This is a genomic window from Pseudomonas sp. NPDC088444 (assembly GCF_044900175.1).
GTDB lineage: Bacteria > Pseudomonadota > Gammaproteobacteria > Pseudomonadales > Pseudomonadaceae > Aquipseudomonas.
In genome coordinates, this window is record NZ_JBJDNK010000005.1 from 213,493 (window position 1) to 234,945 (window position 21,453).

Consider the following 21,453-nt stretch of genomic DNA (forward strand, 5'->3'; position numbering starts at 1 on the left):
CCGTTGCTTTAAACGACGTGTACACCGTTCTGTACCCACAAATGGTGGCTCGGATCCTCCTGTGAGTTGTATTGGGTATAGTCGATTCCATCCAATTGGTGGGTGCCGTCGGTGGTCCAGGTGTCGGTCATGTGCACGCTGTCGTTGCTGTCGCCCTTGATCACCAGGGTGTTGTTGTCCGAAGAGGTGATGGCCAGCACATCGGCCAGATTCAGTGTCAACGCCACTGAGCTGGTGTGGTTCAGGTCGAGGATCTCGATGTTGTGAATCCGGCTTTGCAGATCCCCCAGATTGATCGCCGCATCGCCCCCGGCCCAGAGCAGGGTGTCGGTCCCGGTGCCGCCGTCCACCGAGACGAATGTCTGGTCGGCGATGATCAGCGTGTCGTTGCCCGCACCGCCGTCGAGGGTGATCGCGCCGCCGTGGGAGCCGTCCAGCGTGTCGTTGCCATTGGTGCCGTGGATCGTCTCGGTGCTGGTGGTCGTGGCGGCGACCAGCGCGGTGGTGTGATCCTCGGTGGTGGTCGTGGCGACTGCTGACAGCGCACTGAAGGACGTGGTCGCCACGGCGCTGGCCTGATCGAGATCAATGGTCAGGGTCGCGGTGTCGGTGGTGCCGTTAGGGTGGGTCAGTTGATAGGTGAACACGTCGGCGTGCCCGACGACAGCGCTGGTCAGGCCGCTGTTGAGGGTGTACGTGTAGCTGCCGTCGGCATGCACCAGCAGCGACCCGTAGGTTCCGGTGATCGTTGTGCCGTTGTAGCCCGGCGTCACGTAGCTGCCCGCCACCAGCACGCTGAGCACGGTGTACGGCGAGCCCAGCATGTCGACGCCACCCCCTGCGGTGTCGGTCAGCAGGTTGCCTGCAACCGGTGTGTAGCTGCCGACCACGAACTGGTTGGTGGAGGTCGCCGTGTTGATCAGGCTGGTGTTGACGGTGCTCAATATGCCGAGACCGCCGACCACGACTTTCACCTGATAGGTCCCGCTGGTTTGCCCGTCGAAGTTAATGCCGTAGTTGCCACTGCCCAGGCTCAACAGGGAACTGCCGCCGTAGGATTTCACCAGCACGTACTGGCCGGTGGTGGTGTTGAGCTTGTACAGGCCGACGGTCATCGAGCCGAGCAGGCTCAACAGGTTGCTGGCGTTGAGCACCACCGTCAGGCTGCTGGTGGTGTTGGCCGCGACGCTGGTGGTGTAGGTGCCACTGCCGCCGCCGAGCGACACGCTGAAGCTGCCCAGCGTCGAGTTGGTGGTGGTGACCAGGTTGGTCAGGGTGATGGCCGAGTGCGCGACGTCATCGGTGGCGTCGACCAGCGTGGCAGGGCTGGCGAGGTTACTGTCGCTCCAGATCTCGGTGGCCTGCGGGCTGTCGATGCGCACATAGAGATTGGCGGTCGCGCTCAGGCCGTTGGCGTGCAGCAATTCGTAGCTGAAGACATCGACTTTGCCGACACTGCTGACGCTGCCATTGCTGGTGTAGGTGTAATGGCCGGTGGAATCGATGGTCAGCGTACCGTACAGGCCTTGCACCGTGGTGCCGCTGCCCGCCGCCACGTAACTGCCGCCTTTCATGATCAGCAGCACGGCGCCATTGTCCGGACCGGTCTGGTCGGCCTGGCCGTTGGTGCCAACGTCAGTGATGACGTTGCCAGTGGTCGCGACGCCGGCTGTGCCGTTGAATTGGGTCAGGCTGGTGATATCCAGTTCCAGCGTGGTATTGACCGTCGTCAGGATGTTGACCCCGGTATTGGAGACGACCAGTCGATAATCCCCGCTCAGCAAGTCTGGCAGGTTGACGCGCACGCCAACGCCTGCGAGACCGATGACGTCGAGCAACCCGCCACTGCCGCCGGTGCCGAGCGTGACCCAGACACCGCTGGCGTTCTTGACTTGCAAGGTGTAGGTGAGCGAGCTGAGCACGCCGACCAGGCTTGGCGAATTCAAGAACAGTGTCGGGTCAACACTGGTTCCTGCGTTGACCGTAAAACTGTAGGTTTTGGTCGCGCCCAGCAGCAGTGAGCTGAACGAATCGGTGTAGTTCTGCACCGTGACTGCCGGGGCAATGTTCACCGTGGCGACGGCGAGGTTATCGCTGGCGGTCACGGGGGCGTTGGCGTCGATGTCGGGGGCCGTGACGTTGGCGCCTACCGAGACGTTGCCATGGGTGTCAGTAAGACTGACCACCAGTTTCTCGCCGTTGATCTGCGCGGCATTCAGGGTGACGCTAAAGACGCCGGTCCCGCTGACGACGCCCGTGCCCAGAACCACGCCAGTGGCCGATTTGACCGTGACCGTTGCCCCCGCTTCGCCGGTACCGCTCAGGCTCAGCCCATCGCCGCTGACGACGAGTGTCGCAGCCGCCGCCGGTGGCGTCAGGTCCGGTGCAGTAGCGCTGGCGCTGACTGAGACGTTGCCCGCCGCATCGGCCTGGGTGACGGTGAGCACTTCGTTGTTTATTTGTGCCGTCGACAGGGCCACCGAGAAGGTGCCATTGGCGGCCACGGTTGCGGTGCCCAGCACCAGACCTGCCGCGCTGCGCACACTGACGGTGGAACCTGCGACGCCGGTGCCGGTGAGCACGGTGCCGGTGGCGTTCACCGTAACGCCAGTCGGTGCTGCCGGAGCCGTGGTGTCCGGTGCAGTGAGAGTGCCTGCCACCGAGACATTGCCTGCGGCGTCCACCAGCTTGACGGTCAGGGCCTGGCCATCGAGTTGCGCGCTGTTGAGGTTGAAGCTGAACGTGCCGGTCAGGCCGACAGTGGTGGTGCCCAGCAATGTGCCGGTCGGGCCGTACACGTTGACCGTCGCACCGGCCTCGCCAACCCCGCTCAGAGTGAGGCCGTTGGCGGCCAGCAACAGCGCGGTCGGAGCAAGCGGGGCGGTGACATCGCCGGCGGTCAGGTGAGCGACGGGCGACAAGTTGCCCGCTGCATCGCTTTGTTGAATGTTCAGCACCTGGCCATTGAGCTGGGCGCTGTTCAGGGTGGCGGTGAAGGTGCCAGCCGCGTTGACCACGGCGGTGCCCAGCAACGTACCGGCGGCGTTGGTGATTCTGACGGTTGCACCGGCCTCGCCGGTACCGCTGACGAGCAGCCCTGCGCCGGTCAGGGTCAGGTTGCTCAGCGCGGCAGGCGGTGTGATGTCGGTTGCCGTGAGGTTGGTGGCGGCCGAGAGGTTTCCGGCTGCGTCCGCTTGCGTCACGCTCAGGACCTGGCCGTTGAGCTGCGCCGCGCTGAGGTTCACCGAGAAGGTCCCGTTGGCCGCAACCAGCGCGGTGCCGAGACTGGCACCGCTAGCATTGCGGACCGTGACTGTCGCACCGGCTTCACCCAGACCACTGAGCACCAGACCGGCTGTATTGAGCGCAAGCGCAGTCGGCGCGGCAGGCGGGGTGATGTCCGGGGCGGGGACGGTGATCGTAGCGGAGACGTTGTTGGCGGCGTCGGTCTGGTGCGCGCTGAGAATCTGGCCGTTGATCTGCGGCGAATTGAGCAACACGCTGAAGGTGCCGTTGGCGCCCACCACGGCCGTGCCCAGCACCGCGCCGCCGGCTGCGTTGATGGTGACAGTCGCGCCGGCTTCACCGCGCCCGGTGACCAGTGTGCCGACGGCATTGACTGCAAGATCGGTGAGGGCTGCGGGCGGTGTGGTGTCGGCCGCCACCACGGTGGTCGGCAGTGAGACACCGCCAATGGTGGCCGTTGCCGTCACTTGCAGGCTCTGGCCGTTGGTTTGCGCCGTACCCAACGTCACGCTGAAGTGCCCGGTGCCGTCGGTGGTGGCCGTACCGAGCAGGGTATTGCCGCTGCCGTACACATTGATGACGGTGCTGGCCGCTGCGGTCCCGGTGAGGGTCAGGCCGTTGGCGGACAGCACCACGTTGGTAGGCGCATCCGGCGCTGGGGTCGTAGGCACGGTCAGGGTGGCGCTTGGCGAGGCATGCAGGGCCGCGTCGGTCTGAATCACCGTGAGGACCTGATTGGCGCTCACGGTGCCCGTCAAGGTGATGGTGAACGTGCCATCGGCGCCGACGGTGCCTGTGCCCACCGGCAGGCCGCCAGCGGTGACGAGCACGGTCGCGCCGACTTCGCCATGGCCCACCAGTTGGGTGTGCGCGGCGTTGATCACTAGCCCGGTCACGGCATCGGGTGCGGTGATGTCAGGCGCGGTATACGTCAGGATTGGCGATGTGTTGTTCGCGCCGTCTTTGGCCACGATAGTCAGCAGTTCGCCGTTTGCCTGCGCAGGGTTGAGAGTAATGCTGAATGACCCGTTTACATCAGCGCTGCCCGTGCCCATTACCGCGCCGCTGGCCGAGGTCACGGTGATGCTGCTGCCCGCTTCGGCGTTGCCTGTGAGCGTCGTTCCGTTTGCCAATGACAGATTGGTTGGCTGTGCCGGTGGCGTGGTGTCCGGCGCGAGAACCGGCGTGGCGGGCGAAACATGGAGCGCCGCATCCGTTTGCACCACCGACAGCGACTGGCCGTTGAGCTGGGCGCTGGAGAGGGGCACGCTGAACGTGCCGTTGGCGGCGACGGTTGCGCTGCCCAAGACTGCACCGCCCGGGCCGGTGACCGTGACCGTGGCGCCCGCTTCGCCATTGCCGGTCAGGGTCAGGCCGTTCAGGCTGACCGCCAGATTGGTCACGGCGACTGGCGCGGTGACGTCGGGAACGGTGTAAGTGAGGATGTCGGAGCGGTTGGTCGCCGCATCCGTCTGGGTCAGGCTCAGCACCTGGCCGTTCAGTTGAGCGGACGACAGGCTGACACTGAACGTGCCATCGACGCCCACTGTGGCGGTGCCGAGCAGGGCGCCGCTGGCGCTGGTCACGCGCACGGTGGCGCCGACTTCCCCGGTACCATTCAGCGTCAGGCCATCAGTGGTCAACAGCGTGACCACTGGCCGGTCGGGTGCGGTCATGTCGGCGGCGGTCACACTGGCAGCGGACGAGGCATTGCCTGCCGCATCGCTTTGCACCACGGTCAGCACCTGACCGTTGAGCTGGGCGGTGTTCAGGGTGACGACGAAGTTGCCATTGGCGCCGACCGTACCGGTGCCGAGGGTCACCCCCGCCGCGTTGGTGATCAGCAGGCGCGCGCCGACCTCGCCCGTGCCACTGAGAATGAGGCCCGTGCTGTCCAGGGCCAGTTGTGCCACCGGGGCAGGCGCGGTGGTGTCCGGGGCTGTCACGCTGGCCGCAACCGATGCATTCCCGGCGGCGTCGGTGAGCACCACGTTGACCTGTTCGCCGTTATGTTGCCCTTGTGTCAGGTTAATCAGGAAAGTGCCCGTCGCACTGACGGTCCCGGTGCCAATCACGGTGCCGTCGGCCAAGGTGATCCGCACGGCGGCGCCCACTTCCCCCGAACCGCTGATCACGTCCCCCGCCGTATTGAGCAACAGGTTGGTGGCGGCTGAAGGCGGGGTCAGGTCCGGCGCGGTCACGGTGACCGGTGCACTGATGTTGCCGGGTGGATCGGCCTGCTGAACGCTGAGCACCTGATGATTGAGCTGGGCCGAGCTGAGGGTCACGCTAAAGGTGCCATTGCCCAGCACCAGCGTGGTCCCCAAAAGAGTGCCACTGGCGTCCTTGACCGTGACAGTGGCGCCCGGTTCGCCGTTGCCGGTGACGGTCAGGCCGGTGCCGTTGATCGCCACGTTGCTCAGTGGGTCGGGGGCGGTGGTGTCCGGCGCGCTGAGGGTTGCACTGGGGGACACGTTGCCCGCGGCGTCGGTCTGAACCAGGGTCAGCAGTTGCGCGTTGGTCAGTGGAGTGGGCAGGACCAAGGTAAACGTCCCGGTGCTATTGACCGTCGCCGTACCCAGTGCATTGCCCAGGCTGTCAGTGACCGTCACCGTCGCGCCGGCTTCGCCGTGCCCGGTCAGGGTCTGGCCGTCGCTGGAAATGGCGAGTTGAGTCAGCGCTGTCGGGGCGGTGGTGTCCACCGACGTGAGGTTGCCCGCCACCGAGGTGTTGCCGGCCGCGTCGGTCAGGGTCACCGACAGCACCTGGCCGTTGGCCTGTGGCGTGGTCAGGGTGACCGAGAACCCGCCGTCGATGCGCACGACCCCGGTGCCCACCAGCAGGCCAGCCGGGTTGTAGACGTTGACGATTGCCCCCGCTTCGCCGGTACCGGACAACACCGTACCGTCGCTGGTGACCGCCAGTGCCAGCGGGGCGCTGGGCGCGACAAGATCTGGCGCGGTGAGATTCACGCTGGGCGATTCATTTCCACTGGCGTCGGTCTGACTGAGGTGGAGCGTCTGGCCTGCGATTTGCGCGGTGCCGAGGGTCACGGTGAACGTGCCGTCGCTGTTCACCACAGCGGTGCCCAAGGCCACGCCGCCAGTGCCGGAGACGGTCACGATGGCGCCTGCCTCACCGCGCCCGGTCAAGGTGAGGCCGTTGGCCGCCAGCACCAGATTGCTCAGGGCCGATGGCGCCGTGACGTCCGCTGCGACGTAGGCGGTGGCCACCGAAAGGATGCCATCGCTGGACGTCGCGAGGGCAAACAGGTGTTCGCCGTTCAGTTGCGCGGCGCTGAGCGTCGCGGTGAAGGTGCCGTCGCTGCCCACCAGCGCGGTACCGAGTATCGCGCCTGAAGCGCTGCGCACGGTGACGGTACTGCCAACGGTGGCGTTGCCGGTGAGGGTCAGGCCGTCGGCGCTCAGGGTCAGGTTGGTCGGTGCCGGTTCGGCGAGGGTGCCGGGGGCCGTGACCGATGCGCTCGGAGAGGCATTTCCGGCAGCGTCGGTCTGGATCACGCTGACCGCGACCCCGGTGGCGACTGGGGGTGACAGTGTCACGCTGAAAAGCCCGTTGGCGTCCACGGTGCCGGTCCCGATCGCGTTGCCGCTGGCATCGCGTACCACGACGGTGGCAGCCACCTCGCCATGCCCGGCCAGGGTCGCGCCGTCGGCGGTGATCGCCAGGTCGCTGACCGCCAGCGGGGCGGTGGTGTCTGCGGCGACAATCGCTGTGGCGGGGGAATGGTTGCCCGCGGCGTCAGTGGCGGTGACGCTCAGGGTCTGGCCGTTGAGCTGTGCACTGCTCAGGGGCACCTGGAAGGTGCCGTTGGTGGCCGTGGTGGCGGTGCCCAGCAGGTTACCCGCCGCATCCCGAACGGTCACGGTGCTGCCCGCTTCCGCGCTGCCACTCAGCTGCAGGCCGGTGCCGTTGAGGAGTAGCGAGACCGGCGCGTCAGGTGGCGTGAGGTCCACGGACACCACGGTAACGGCGGTGGAGACGTTGCCCGGTGGGTCTTCCTGAGTGACCGTCAGCACCTGCGCGTTGAGCTGTGGTGCGTTCATGGTCAGGGTAAAGGCGCCGTTGCTGGCCACCTGGGCAGTGCCCAGCAGGGTGCCGTCGACACTGCGCACGGACACCGTTGCCCCCGGCTCGCCATGGCCGGTCACGGTGATGCCGTCCGCGTTGACGGCCACTTGGGTGAGCGTGGCTGGGGGGCTGATGTCGGGTGCCGTGACGGTGATCGACGGTGAGACATTGCCACTTGGGTCAGTCTGGTTGACATCCAGGGTTTGCCCGTTATTCGGTGGCGGCGCGAGCGATACGATGAAATGCCCGTCGGCGCCGACCACTGCCGTGCCCAGCAATGTGCCACTGGTGTCGGTGACTCTCACCGTGGCGCCGACTTCCCCGGTGCCGCTCAGACTGGTGCCGTCGCCACTGATCTGACTGATCTGCACCACTGTAGGTGGGGTGCTGTCGGTGGTCAGCAGGCTGGCATCGGGCGAGACGTTGCCCGCCGCGTCAGTCAGGGTGATGTGCAGCGCCGCGCCCGTGGTTTGGGCTGCTGGAAGGGTGACCTGGAAATGGCCGCTCAGGTCCACCGTCCCGGTCGCAAGCACCGTGCCCGCCGCATCGCGAAGGGTGACGGTAGCACCGGCTTCGCCCAGGCCGCTGACGACAGTGCCAACCGCGTTGATGCTCAAACCGGTTGCGGCAAGCGGGGCGATCAGATCCGGTGCGATCAGGCTGACGGGTTGCGACACGTTTCCGGCAGGGTCGCTTTGGGTCGCGACCAGTACCTGCGCGTTGTTTTGCGGGCTGCTCAGCGTCACGTTGAAGCTGCCATCGCTGGCCACCAGCGCGGTGCCCAGCACGGTCCCGGCGCTGTTGGTGATGCTCACCGTCGCACCGACTTCGCCTCGGCCCGAGACTACGCTGCCAATGCCATTGAGGGTGACGTTGGTCAAGGCGTCCGGCGCCGTGGTGTCAACGGCAATGACGGTGGCAGGCACCGAGGTGTGACCAGCACCATCGCTGGCGGTGACATGCAGGGTTTCGGCATTCAGTCGGGCGAAGTTCAGGCGAATGCTGAAATGCCCCGTACTGTCGACGGTGGCGGTTTCGGCCGGGCTGCTGCCCACGACGGTGATCGTGCTGCCCGGTGTGCCGACGCCGGTCAGGGTCAGGCCGTCTGTGCTCAGCGCCAGGTTGGTCGGGGTGGCGATCTGCGTGCCGTCCGGGCCTGCGAGCGTGACGGGCGGTGAGCCGTTGCCCGCCGTGTCGGTGCTGACCACGCTCAGCGAGCTGCCGTTGGCGGCAGGCGTTGTGAGGATGATGACGAACGTGCCGTCGGCGCCGACGGGGCCGCTGCCGAGCACGGTGCTGCCGTCGCGGACGGTCACGGTCGTGCCGGGTTCGGCGGTGCCCGATACGCTAGTACCTTCCGGGTTGATAACCAGATTACTCACGGGAAGGGGGGCAGTGGTGTCTGGAGCGGTCGTCGTCGAGGGCAGCGACGTATTGACCCCGTCAGAAGCCACGACCTGTAGCGTTTCACCGTTGGTCAATGCGGGAGTCAACGTGAAGCTGAAGGTGCCACCCGCACCAACGGTGACGACGTCCAGTTCGGTCCCGCTGGCGTCGAGCAGGTGAACGATACTGCCCGCCTGAGCCGTACCCGAAACGGTCGTGCCGGTGGCGTCCACGATGACGCCGGTGGGGGTAGGCGGTGCCGTGACGTCCGGTGCCGTTACATTGCTCACCGGAGAGGAGAGGGTGCTCGCATCGGTCTGAGTGACGCTCAGCACTTGGCCGTCCAGTTGGGGCGTGCTCAGGTTCACACTGAACGTGCCATTGGCGGCGACCACGGCGGTGCCCAACAGATTGCCGCTGGCGTCGTGCACCGAGACGGTGTCCCCCGCCTGCCCATTGCCGGTGACCACAGCGCCATTGCTGCTGATGGCCACGTTGGTCAAGGCCGGTGGTGCGGTGGTATCCGGTGCGGTGAATGGGGTATTGGGCGAGACATTGTTGGCCGGGTCGCTCTGATTGACTTGCAGCAGCTGGCCATCGTTGAACACCGAGCCCAGTGAAACGGAAAAGTGCCCGGTGCTGTCCACCAACGCACTGTTCAACAGCACGCCCCCAGGCCCATACACATGCACCGTCGCACCCGGTTCGCCCGTGCCGCTCAAGGTGTCACCTGCGCTGTTCAGCGTCAGGTCGCCTGGTGCAGCAGGGGCTTGCAGGTCAGGTGCGGTCAGGGTCACCGGGGTCGAGCTGTCCGGCGCACCATCTGCCTGACTCACGCTCAGGGTCTGGCCGTTGGTTTGCGCGGCGGTCAGCGTGACTTCAAAACGTCCATTGCCGCCCACCACTGCCGAGCCGAGCACATGGCCTTGATCGTCCCTGACTGTGACCGTAGCGCCCACCTGACCATTACCGGTGACCACCAGGCCGTTGGCCGACACGGTCACGGCGGTTACCGGATCAGGCGTCGACAAGTCGGGCGCCGCAACAGCAGCGGAAGGGGACACGTTGCCTGCTGCATCCGTCTGGGTCACCTGCAGAATCTGCGATTCGGTCTGTGGCGTGGTGAGCGTCACTGAGAACTGACCGTCGCTCAGCACTTGGCCGGTCCCGATGACGGTGCCCAGTGGATCGCGTACCGTCACGATCGCTCCGATCTCGCCCGTACCGGTCAGGACAATGCCCGCCGCGTCCAGCGCCAGGCCGGTCAATGGCGCGGGCGCTTGGGTGTCGGGGGTGATGAAACTGACCGCAGGCGCGGCATTACCTGCCCCGTCGGCGGCGTTGACCAGCAGAGTCTGGCCATTGTTCTGCGCGCTGCTGAGGTTGACGCTGAAATGCCCATCCGCGCCCACGGTGGCGGTGCCGAGCACGGTGCCGGAAGCGCTGGTGACGGTGATGGTCGAACCCGCTTCGCCCTGACCGCTGAGGACCAGACCGTTGCTGCTGACACTGAGATTTTCCGGCTGCAGTGGGCCGTCCAGATCGGGTGCGCTGACCCCGGTGCCCGCCGATGCGTTACCCACGGTGTCCGTCAACACCACGGTCAGCGGCTGGCCGTTGGTTTGTGCGGCGGAGAGCGTAACGGTGAAGCTCCCGGTCACCGCCACGATGGCGGTGCCGAGCACGTTGCCCTGAGCGTCGGTGACCGTCACCGTCGCACCCGCTTCGCCGCGTCCAGAAACGGTCAGCCCATTGTTGGCGACCGCCAGATCAGTGGCCTCGGCAGGGGGCGTGATGTCCGCTGCGGTGAACGGAACGGTGACCGAACTGACGTTGTTGGTGCCGATTGACACCACGTCAATGACCTGACCGTCCAACTGTGCAGACGACAAGGTCACGGTGAACGAGCCATCGGGTGCGGTGGTCGCGCTGCCGATGACGTTGCCGCTGGCGTCACGCACTTCGATGGTGGAGTTGGGGGTTGCGGTGCCGGTGAGGTGGGTACCGCTGGCATCCAGTGCCAGATTGGCCGGTGTGGCCGGGCCTGCAGTGCTGGGCACGATGACGGGTGTGTCCGGCGACGGATTGCCCTGAGCATCGGTCTGGGTCACGACAACGGTGTCACCGGGGCTGACAGCGGTGTTCAACGTGGTCTGGAACGTCCCGTTAGCGGCCACTATAGCGGTGCCAAGCGGGGTGCCATTCGCACTGACGACAGTGACTGTAGCGAGCGGTTCGCCATGACCCGAAATTTGCAAGCCATCGGCACTAATCACCACGTTACTGACGGCGGCCGGAGGTTGCGAGTCGTTGGCGGTATACACCACCGACGCTGAGTTGTTGCCGGATGCGTCGGTAGCACTGACGTCCAGATGTTCACCGTTGATCTGCGGTGAGTCGAGCGTCAGGCTGAAGTTACCCTGGGTGTCCGCGCGGCCTACGCCGATGACACGGCCGGCCACGTTGCGCACATACACCCGAACCCCTGCGGCGGCATGACCCGACAACGTCAGGCCGTCAGCCGACAGCGTCAGATCCGTTGGCGCCGAGGGAGGCGCGAGGTCGTAAGCCTGTACCGCGACATTGGGGGACACATTGCCCGCTGCGTCGGTCAGGGTCACTTGCAGCAGCTGGCCGCCGACCTGCGCCGGGGTGAGGGTGACACTGAAATTTCCGTCTTGCCCGACGACCGTGGTGCCAAGAACGGTGCCGTTGGCATCGATGACCGTGGCTGTGGCGCCGACTTCGCCGTGGCCGGTAATCAGTGTGCCGCCGTGGTTGATCGCGACATTTGTCGGTGCGTCGGGAGGGCTCTGGTCTGGCGTGGTCGGCGTATCGATGTCTGGAGCCTGGGTCTGGGCCGTTGACGAAAGATTGCCAGCGGCGTCAGTGGCGCTCACGGACAGTGTCTGACCGTCGGTTTGCGCAGGGTTCAGGGTCAGCGTGAACGTGCCGTCCGCCGCGACGATCCCGCTGGCGAGGAGCGTACCGTCGGCGCTGCGCACTTGAACGGTCGCACCCGGCTCTGCGGTCCCGGTGAGCTGTGTACCGTCGGCATTGACCTGCAAGTTGCCGGGGGCGTCCGGTGCCGTGGTGTCACTGGCGGTCGTCGTGCCGGGTGCGGAGGTATTCCCGGCGGCATCGGTGAGGGTGACGTTGACGGTCTGGCCGTTGGTCTGCGGGGTGTTGAGCGGGACGTCGAAACGGCCGTCGCTGCCCACTGTACCTGTACCGATCACATTGCCGTTGGCGTCTCGTATCGTCACCAGCGCGCCGACTTCGCCAAACCCGCTCAGCAACAGGCCATTGCTCGAAATCAGCAGATCCGTCGGTGCATTCGGGGCTGTGGTGTCGCTCGGCGTGTCGCCACTTCCGCCGCCGCCACCGCCGCCACTCGCGGCGCCCGTCGCCGCTGCCGCACCTCCCGCGCCCAACAAGCCCAGGCCCGCGATCGCCCAAGCGGACGTTGCACCGCTGACTACGCCAGTCCCTGCAATCAATTCGTCAATTGAGGCGATTTCGTCGAACGTGAACCCGCTGAACGACTGTGCGCTGTACTGCGCCTGCCAAAGCGTCCCGTCTTCTCCCTGAAACACCATATCGCTGGTGAATCCTTGCGGGTTGCTGACGAAGAAATTGGAGACCTGAATCTGCTCGCCATTCTTGAGGTTAACGATCAGGTCCTGACCGTTGCGGCTGACCGACGCGACCTGGCTGGGCGACACGGGCATTTGCACGACGGCGGGGTCTTTGAGTTGCAGATTGCCCCAGGCACGGGCATCGATTTGAGAGGTTATCTTGTCCGCGACGACGATGTTGTCCATTTCCAAATCCCTTTTTTATTCGCTTTTTCAAGAAACAACGACGCGACAATTCTTTGGGCGTTGGTGTGTTCCAAAAGCGGCAAACCGCTTGCGTCCAACGGCGTTTTGTTGAGCCGAAGCAGGCGCGTACCTGCCCCTGTATGCGGTTGGATTCCCCAACCTTAGTTTGGATCCATGCGAGTTCAATGCAGGGGTTTTGACGTTTCGGCAAAACGCGATAATGAGCGATTGCAACTCACTGAGCAGCAATGCGTCCTTGGGGGGGAACGATGAAAATGCCAGTAGTCGAATAGCGTGAAAATAATTCCACGACCCCTTCGAACGGAGGGGCGGGTGCGACGTAGCGCACCCGGAGAGTTTCGTATTCAGGTGACGGAAGAGGGCTGAGACAACGGCGCTGAGGCCGATTGTCGTGTCGACGCAGTGTGGATGGGGAGCGCCTGCGCCACGGCAAATATCACCTCGAAAAAGGTGAAACCGAGCAGTAGAAAACTCGCGCCTTGTTTCACCGCGTACAGTTGCCAGAGCGCAAACAGGACGCGCGCTGCCGCGTCGAACAGCCCGACCTGTCGACTCGGCTGTTTGAGCCGCCACATCGACCAGACCACCACAATGCTGCCCAACAGATTGGCGAAAAGCATCGCCGTGACATCCGGTATGGGCACCGGGCGTTCCAGCGCCAGCGCGTTCGAGAGTGTCGCGAAGCCTTGCAGGCACAGCGCTGCTGTCCACGGCGTCATGAAGGGGGCCGTGACCAGCAGGTCGTACAGGGCGCTGGCGCGGACGATGCGCAAATTGCGGTTTACGTTAAGCATGTCGATCCCTCACAGTTTGAACCGGCAGGCTAAAGCCTGGAGCAAGGTCCAGAGTCAAGGTGAACGAGGATGAGTATGAGAATCGGCGAAGTGGCGAAACACACGGGTGTTTCCGTGGATGCGTTGCGCTTTTATGAAGAGAAAGGCTTGATCAAGCCTCAGCGCACGGCCAATGGCTATCGACTCTACCCCGCGCAGACCGTTGACTTGGTTCGGTACATCAAACTGGCCCAGCAACTGGGTTTTTCATTGGCGGAAATGGGAGAGAATCTGCCGCTGTTGTGGAACGATCAAACGGCCTCCACTGAGGTCCTGGCGCGATTGTTCGCCGAAAAAATCGCCTTGCTCGATGAGCGTATTACCCAGATGCAGGGGTTGCGGGAGGCGCTGGCGGCACGAGCGAAGCAGATTTGCCCGCTGCGGATCATGCAAACACCTGAGACCGAAGCCTAGGGTGAGCCGACCGGATGTTGCCTGAGCCCGCCAACATTCTGCTCCTGCTCCTCATACACAAACGGCCCAGACACCGCCGACCGCGACTTGGGTGCAGGCTGAACGCAAGTCGCGCTCGGCGGTGTCTGGGCTTTCGCGTAGATCAAGATCAAGGGCGGAAGTAGAAGCTCGGCGTTTTTCGGGATTGACTCGGTCGCGTTTACTGGCTGGAAAACTTGAACACGGTCGTCTGGCTATACGCCTTGCCCGGATCCAGGCGTGTCGACGGGAAGTTTGGCTGGTTCGGCGAATCAGGATAATGCTGAGTCTCCAAGGTGAACGCACCCCAGTGAGGGTAGATTTTCCCGGCTTTGCCTTTCACGGTGCCGTCCAGGAAATTGCCGGTGTAGAGCTGTACGCCCGGCTCGGTGGTGAACAGTTGCAGGCGGCGACCTGACTTGGGATCGACGACATCGGCTGCCAGGTTCGACACTTTGCCTTTGTTGTCCAGCACCCAGTTATGGTCATAGCCGCCCTGTGTCGGCTCGGCGAATTTGAGTTGCGGATTGTCCTCGCGAATGCGTTTGCCAAACGCCACGGGTTTGAGGAAGTCCAGCGGCGTGCCTGTGACGGAGGGCAGCTCACCCGTCGGGATCAGCTTCTCGTTGACCGGCGTGTAGTGGCTGGCGTGGACGATGGCGACTTGATCGAGGATGTCCCCGTTACCCGCGCCCGCGAGGTTGAAATAACTGTGGTTGGTCAGGTTCAGCACCGTCGGTTTGTCGGTGGTGGCGTGGTACTGAATGCGCAGCTCGTTCTTCTCGTTGAGGCTGTAGGTGACTTCGGTTTTCAACGTCCCAGGGAAACCCATTTCGCCGTCGACGGAAACGTAGCTCAGCTTGACGCCCACCCAACCCTTGTCCTTGATGGGCTCGGCTTTCCAAACCTGCTTGTCGAACCCCTTGGGGCCGCCATGCAGGGCATTGGTCTTGTCGTTCTGAGGGACTTGATACGTTTTGCCATCGAGGGTGAATTGACCACTGGCCAGGCGATTGCCGAAGCGGCCGATGGTGGCGCCGAAGTAGGAGGTGCCGCTGAGGTAGCCCGCCAGATCATCGAACCCCAGCACCACGTCCTCAGTCTTACCGTGCTTGTCCGGGACCAGCAGCGATTGCAGCGTACCGCCGTAGGTAATGACCGAGGCTTGCATCCCGTGGCTGTTGCGCAGAGTGAACTTCTGAACCGCAGTGCCGTCCGGCATCTGGCCAAACGCGGCCTGTTCGCTGGTCAGGCCGGTAGCGGCGTGAGCCTGGAGGGCGGTTGCCAATACGGCCAGGCCGATGGCAGGGACCAATGTCTTTCTCATCACTTCCTTCCTTTTTTGTTATGAGTGGCGCTATGGGTGATTTGGTCTTACTAATTTATGGCTTTTGGTCTTATTTAGTATATTTTTTTGAAAAATAGCTCGATTTAGAATTTAATCGTAATACTATTTGCGAAAGATTTGCCGTGCAGCTCGTTTTCCAAGAGGTGTAGCCCAGCTTTGAGTAGCTGTACAGGGGTTTGACTCTCATTCATATGATCATTAGCCTCGATTTGCGCAAAGCACCGCAAAAAGAGGCGAATGAATGAGCAACAGTTTTCACGCGTCAACGGTGGATCGTCTGGGTGCCTGGATTGCTCACGGCAATGTGGCGCCAGGTCAATCGTTGAAGGTCGAAGCCGCGCTGTGTGAGGAATTCGGCGTCAGCCGGACGGTGATCCGCGAGGCCATCAAGACACTGGTGGCCAAAGGCATGCTGGAAGTCGGGCCGAAGGTGGGGACGCGGGTGTTGCCGATTCGTGGCTGGAACCTGTTCGATCCGCAGGTGGTCGGCTGGCTGGCGGCCAAGGGGCTGTCCAAGGGCTTTGTGATGGATTTGCTGGATTTGCGCCGCGCCATCGAGCCGATGGCGGTGCGTTGGGCGTGTGAGCGGGCGACCCCCGATCAGATCGTCGAGATTCAGGCGGCTTATCAACAATTGGCCGCGAGTGTGGCGGACAAGGGGGATTACAACCACGCCGACCAGCGTTTCCACGAAGCAGTGCTGGCGGCCAGTCACAACCAGTTCATCGAGCAAATGCTCCCGGCGATGGGGGCGTTGCTGGCGATTTCGTTCGAAGTGTCGTCCGCCGTGCCGGGAGAGTTGGGGCGCACGTTGCCCTTGCACAAGGACCTGGCTGACGCGATTGCCACACGGGATTCGGCCCGTGGCATCTGGGCCTGCATGAGCCTGATTGAAAACGCCTGCGAGGTGATTTCCCGTTCGCTGGCGCAGTAAAACCGAGTAGCTAAACCCAGTACCACCGGGGCATTGAACCCCAACAACAATAAAAAACAGGATATTCGCTATGAAGTGGCAGCCGGTCAGCGACCAGCGATTCAAATTGGCCGAAGGGCCGTTCTGGGACGACGTTCAACACAGCCTGTACTGGGTGGACATCGCTGGATTCCGCGCATTGCGCTGGCATCAGGGCCAGGTGCGGCACTGGCAGTTCAACGAGCCGGTTTCCTCTTTCATTCCTACCGTCAGGGGGGATGCCCTTGTCACCCTTTCCAGTGGTGTGTATCGCCTGAACCTTGATTCTCCGACGGATCACCCGTCGCTGTCGTTGTTGTGTATCGCCGACCCTGTCCAGGGCAATCGGGCCAATGAGGCCCGTTGCGACAGTCAGGGTCGACTGTGGCTGGGCAGCATGCAGAACAATCTGGACGCCGAGGGCGGGGACTTGCCGTTGGAGCGCCGCTCCGGGGGGCTGTTTCGCGTGGACGCCAATGCTCATGTCACGCCGTTGCTGGGCGGGCAAGGGATCGTCAATACGATGCTCTGGGCCGACGGCGGCGCTACGTTGCTGACTGCCGACAGCCTCGATGGCGTGATTTATCGCTACCCGATTCAAACCGACGGTTCGTTGGGCGAGCTCCGTATCTGGGCGGCTCAGCATGTGCGCGGCGTGCCGGACGGCTCGGCGATGGACGCAGAAGGCTATGTGTGGAATGCCCGTTGGGGCGGCCACTGTCTGATCCGTTTTGCGCCGGATGGCAGCGTCGATCGGATCATCGAATTGCCAGTCAGTCATCCGACCAGTTGTGTATTCGGTGGTCCGGGCATGACCACCCTGTTCGTCACCAGTGCCCGGCCGTCGAACGATGCCCTGCCGCTGGACGGCGCGGTGCTGCAAGCGGAAACGGGCATTCGTGGAACGACCTCACACTGCTTTGCCGGCTAATGCTTCGAGAGGGTGTGACACTCGGTTACATAGGTCGCATTGATAATATGATATGACTGTTTTCAGTCGATCAGCCTGTTGCGTCTTCCACGTTCAGGCTGTCACGACACTCACTGCTGGACGCTGTAGCTATTCAATAAAAATAAGGAGTTAGCTATGTTGAGTCGCCACGGGATTCGCTCCCTGTGCTGTGCTGCTGTTGCCACTGCAATCGTAGGAATGAGCGGCGGCGCCCTTGCCGCTGATACGGTCAAGATCGGTTTCCTTGTCAAACAGGCCGAAGAACCCTGGTTCCAGACCGAATGGCAGTTCGCCGAGAAGGCCGGTAAGGACCACGGTTTCGAAGTCATCAAGATCGCCGTACCGGACGGCGAGAAAACCCTCACCGCCATCGACAACCTGGCCGCCAATGGCGCCAAGGGCTTTGTCATCTGCCCACCTGACGTGTCCCTTGGCCCGGCCATCGTCGCCAAGGCCAAGGCTAACGACCTGAAAGTCATGGCTGTAGACGACCGCTTCGTCGACGCCAAAGGCAAATTCATGGAGGATGTGCCGTATCTGGGCATGGCCGCTTTCGAAGTCGGCCAGAAACAAGGCGCCGCCATGGCCACCGAAGCCCAGAACCGCAAGTGGGACTGGAAAGAAACCTACGCGATCATCAACACCTACAACGAGCTGGACACGGGCAAGAAGCGCACGGACGGTTCGGTGGATGCACTGAAGAAGGCCGGTCTGCCGGAAGACCACATCCTCTTCACCCCGCAGAAAACCCTCGACGTGCCGGGCAGCATGGACGCCACCAACGCTGCCCTGCCCAAACTGCCCAGCGGCGCGAAAAACCTCATTGTCGGCGGCATGAACGACAACACCGTACTGGGCGGCGTACGCGCCACCGCAGGCGCAGGCTTCGCACCGGACAACGTGATCGGCATCGGCATCAATGGCACCGATGCCATCGACGAACTGAAAAAGCCGAAAAGCGGCTTCTTCGGTTCGATGCTGCCCAGCCCGGATAAAGAGGGCTACAACACTGCACTGCAAATGTACGAATGGATCTCCACTGGCAAGGAACCGCCGAAGTACACCGCCATGGATGACGTGACCCTGATCACCCGCGAGAACTTCAAGGACGTGCTGACCAAGATCGGTCTGTACAAGTAACCCGCAGCGTACATCGGCAAGGCCTCGCTCCACCGTCAGGGTAGGGCGAGGAGGAGGTGGTTCATGCAACAGGCTTCAGCAACCCTGGCGCAGCGACCCCGAGCAGGGGGCAGTCTGCGTTTCAACGGCATCGGCAAGACCTTTCCGGGCGTGAAAGCGCTGTCGGAGATCCATTTCGAAGCTCGGCCGGGCAGTGTTCATGCACTGATGGGCGAAAACGGCGCGGGGAAATCGACCCTGCTGAAAATCCTCGGTGGTTCCTACCAGCCCAACAGTGGCGACCTGCAGATCGGCGATCAGCACCTGGCGTTCAAATCCACCGCAGACAGTATCGCGGCGGGGGTGGCGGTTATTCACCAGGAACTGCATCTGGTCCCGGACATGTCCGTGGCCGAAAACCTGTTGCTGGGTCACATGCCCAACCGCTGGGGCATGGTCAACCGTCGTGCCATGGTGCGTCGCGCTCGCGAGCTGCTCAAGGGCCTGGCGGACGAGATCGACCCCAACACCCGGCTGGGCGACCTGTCGCTGGGCCAGCGGCAACTGGTGGAGATCGCCAAGGCGATGTCGCGCAACGCGCACGTCATCGCGTTCGACGAACCCACCAGCAGCCTGTCGGCCCGGGAGATCGATCGCTTGATGGCGATTATCGTCAAGCTGCGCGATGAAGGTCGGGTGATTCTGTATGTATCCCATCGCATGGAGGAGATTTTCCGTGTGTGTGATGCCGTCACCGTGTTCAAGGACGGGCGCTTCGTGCGTACCTTCGAAGACATGGCTGAGCTGGACCATGACCGATTGGTGACGTGCATGGTCGGCCGCGACATTCAGGACATCTACAACTACCGTCCACGCCAGCAACAGGGGCCGAGCCTGCGGGTGACCGGATTGTTGGGGCCGGGATTGCAGGAACCGGTCAGTTTTGCTGTGGAAAAGGGCGAAGTGCTGGGCTTCTTTGGCCTGGTGGGTGCAGGTCGTACCGAGCTGTTCCGCCTGTTGTCCGGCTTGACTCGCAGCCAGGCAGGCACCCTGCAACTGGACGGCAAACCGCTGAACCTGAGGTCGCCGCGAGACGCCATCGACGCCGGGATTCTGCTGTGCCCCGAAGACCGCAAGAAAGAGGGCATCGTGCCGCTGTCCAGCGTCGCCGAGAACATCAACATCGGCGCCCGACCTCGCCACGTACATTTGGGCTGTCTCATTCAGGGCCGCTGGGAGCGGGAAAACGCCCGGCACCAGATTCGCTCGATGAATGTGAAAACCCCGTCGCCGGAACAACAGATGCTGTTCCTGTCCGGTGGCAACCAGCAAAAGGCGATTCTCGGTCGCTGGCTGTCGATGCCGATGAAAGTGCTGTTGCTGGATGAGCCGACTCGGGGCATCGACATCGGTGCCAAATCGGAGATCTATCAGATCATCCATAACCTGGCGGCAGAGGGCATCGCGGTGATTGTGGTGTCCAGTGACCTGATGGAAGTCATGGGCATTTCCGACCGCATTCTGGTCATGAGCGAAGGCGCCATTACCGGCGAGTTGTCTCGCGACGAGGCCAACGAACAACGCTTGTTGCAATTGGCACTGCCGCGCACGCGCGGCTGAAACGAGTCAGTCGAGCCTAGTGAGCGACGTGAAAAACAAAAACGAGGTGCGTATGTCTACCGAAACCAGCCGTCTGACGGCCCCCCGTCAGGGTATGAACTTGCGTCGGTTCTTCGACGATTGGGCCATGCTTCTGGCCGCACTGGGCATTTTCGTGCTCTGTGCCTTACTCATCGATAACTTCATGTCGCCGTTGAACATGCGCGGCCTGGGGCTGGCGATTTCCACCGTGGGGATTGCGGCCTGCACCATGCTGTTCTGTCTGGCGTCCGGGCATTTCGACCTCTCGGTCGGTTCGGTGCTGGCGTGCTCTGGCGTGATTGCCGGAATCGTGATTCGCGACACCGACAGCGTGTTTCTTGGCGTTTCGGCCGCATTGGCCATGGGGCTGCTGGTCGGCCTGATCAACGGGATCGTCATTGCCAAGCTGCGCATCAACGCACTGATCACGACGTTGGCTACCATGCAGATCGTTCGCGGGCTGGCGTACATCTTCTCCAACGGCAAGGCCGTCGGGGTAGGGGACGAGGGGTTCTTCGTGTTTGGTAACGGTCAGTTGTTCGGCGTGCCGGTACCGATTCTGATCACCGTCGTCTGCTTCGTGTTCTTCGGCTGGTTGCTCAACTACACCACCTACGGCCGCAATTCGCTGGCCATCGGTGGCAATCAGGAAGCCGCCCTGCTGGCAGGGGTGCACGTCGACCGGACCAAGATCATCATTTTCGCGGTTCACGGTCTGATCGGTGCTCTGGCGGGCGTGGTGCTGGCTTCGCGGATGACCTCGGGCCAACCGATGATCGGTCAGGGCTTCGAGTTGACCGTGATCTCGGCCTGCGTACTGGGTGGCGTCTCGCTGAGCGGCGGTATCGGCATGATTCGCCACGTAATCGCGGGCGTGTTGATTCTGGCGATCATCGAAAACGCGATGAACCTGAAAAACATCGACACGTTCTACCAGTACGTGATTCGCGGGACGATTCTGTTGTTGGCGGTGATCATTGACCGTTTGAAGCGTCGCTAGGCAGCGGTGCAGTGGGGCGGGGGGTGGTTTCACTCAGGAAATCATTCACCCCCGCGTGTATTGTTGATCGTCGACGCCGCTGGGTATTCAGGTCAGTCTTGAGGTCTCGAAAATCAATCGTACGGAAGCCTGGGCCAGTTCTTGTGCTTGTGCACGCACCGTTTCGAGCTCGGTTTTCGTGGTCTCATCCTGAGTGTCGTTGGCGCGCAGTTCAATCAACAGCGCCATCTGGTACAGCGCGTCAATGAGTCCATGGAGATTGCGATGCAGTTGGTGGGTCACTTTCTCAAAGTGCTCATGGTGAACAGGATCATGAGGAACAATCGAAGACAAAGTGCCATCATTTTCCCGTTGGCGCACACCGGTCAATACATAATTGATATCTACGCCAGCCCCCGTGATACGCAGTAAATAATCGGCTTTTGGTGACCGTGCCCCACTTTCATAATTACCCTGCGCATTGGTTTCAACACCCCCGATTGCGCCCAATGCGCTTTGAGACAATTTCAGGCGTGTGCGCTCTTCTCTGAGTCTTGGACCAATCCCTGTCATGTGTGCCTCCTTTTTTCTTGTCGCCCTGCCGCCACACCACACCCTGACTTTCACT

The 21,453-nt window shown here is 62.8% G+C and carries 10 protein-coding genes; 6 read left to right on the plus strand and 4 right to left on the minus strand.

Annotation, left to right across the window (positions count from 1 at the left end):
• Positions 1 to 8: 8 nt before the first annotated feature.
• Positions 9 to 12,548: a BapA/Bap/LapF family large adhesin gene (locus ACI2KB_RS12135; RefSeq protein WP_404634755.1), complete on the minus strand. Its 12,540-nt coding sequence runs from the start codon at positions 12,546 to 12,548 to the stop codon at positions 9 to 11.
• Positions 12,549 to 12,913: 365 nt separating this feature from the next.
• Complete coding sequence (locus ACI2KB_RS12140) at positions 12,914 to 13,363, minus strand: hypothetical protein (protein ID WP_404634757.1); 450 nt, start codon at positions 13,361 to 13,363, stop codon at positions 12,914 to 12,916.
• Between the two features lie 69 nt (positions 13,364 to 13,432).
• On the opposite strand from ACI2KB_RS12140, the gene ACI2KB_RS12145 reads away from it, so the two are divergent.
• The gene (locus tag ACI2KB_RS12145; protein ID WP_404634759.1) at positions 13,433 to 13,816 is read left to right on the plus strand and encodes a MerR family transcriptional regulator; all 384 of its coding nucleotides are present in this window, start codon (positions 13,433 to 13,435) and stop codon (positions 13,814 to 13,816) included.
• A gap of 199 nt (positions 13,817 to 14,015) precedes the next feature.
• On the opposite strand, the gene ACI2KB_RS12150 is transcribed toward ACI2KB_RS12145, so the two are convergent.
• A complete protein-coding gene (locus tag ACI2KB_RS12150; RefSeq protein ID WP_404634761.1) occupies positions 14,016 to 15,161 on the minus strand; it encodes an aldose epimerase family protein in 1,146 nt (381 codons plus the stop codon).
• A gap of 262 nt (positions 15,162 to 15,423) precedes the next feature.
• Between ACI2KB_RS12150 and ACI2KB_RS12155 the strand changes: the two genes are divergently transcribed.
• The 5 genes from ACI2KB_RS12155 (at position 15,424) to araH (ending at position 20,846) form a co-directional block, all read left to right on the plus strand.
• Entirely contained in the window at positions 15,424 to 16,116 is a 693-nt protein-coding gene (locus tag ACI2KB_RS12155) for a FadR/GntR family transcriptional regulator (RefSeq protein ID WP_404634763.1), read from the plus strand.
• A gap of 70 nt (positions 16,117 to 16,186) precedes the next feature.
• The gene (locus tag ACI2KB_RS12160) at positions 16,187 to 17,065 is read left to right on the plus strand and encodes an SMP-30/gluconolactonase/LRE family protein (RefSeq protein WP_404634765.1); all 879 of its coding nucleotides are present in this window, start codon (positions 16,187 to 16,189) and stop codon (positions 17,063 to 17,065) included.
• Between the two features lie 156 nt (positions 17,066 to 17,221).
• Positions 17,222 to 18,226, plus strand: a complete 1,005-nt coding sequence (locus ACI2KB_RS12165) for a substrate-binding domain-containing protein (RefSeq protein ID WP_404634767.1) — start codon at positions 17,222 to 17,224, stop codon at positions 18,224 to 18,226.
• Positions 18,227 to 18,289: 63 nt separating this feature from the next.
• Entirely contained in the window at positions 18,290 to 19,825 is a 1,536-nt protein-coding gene (gene araG, locus ACI2KB_RS12170) for an L-arabinose ABC transporter ATP-binding protein AraG (protein ID WP_404634769.1), read from the plus strand.
• A 52-nt stretch (positions 19,826 to 19,877) separates the two neighbouring features.
• On the plus strand, positions 19,878 to 20,846 hold the full coding sequence (araH, locus tag ACI2KB_RS12175; RefSeq protein WP_404634771.1) for an L-arabinose ABC transporter permease AraH: 969 nt from the start codon (positions 19,878 to 19,880) through the stop codon (positions 20,844 to 20,846).
• Between the two features lie 87 nt (positions 20,847 to 20,933).
• Here the strand turns inward: araH and ACI2KB_RS12180 are convergent, their stop codons facing one another.
• Positions 20,934 to 21,398, minus strand: coding sequence for a helix-turn-helix domain-containing protein (locus ACI2KB_RS12180; RefSeq protein WP_404634773.1), 465 nt, complete (start codon positions 21,396 to 21,398; stop codon positions 20,934 to 20,936).
• Positions 21,399 to 21,453: the final 55 nt, after the last annotated feature.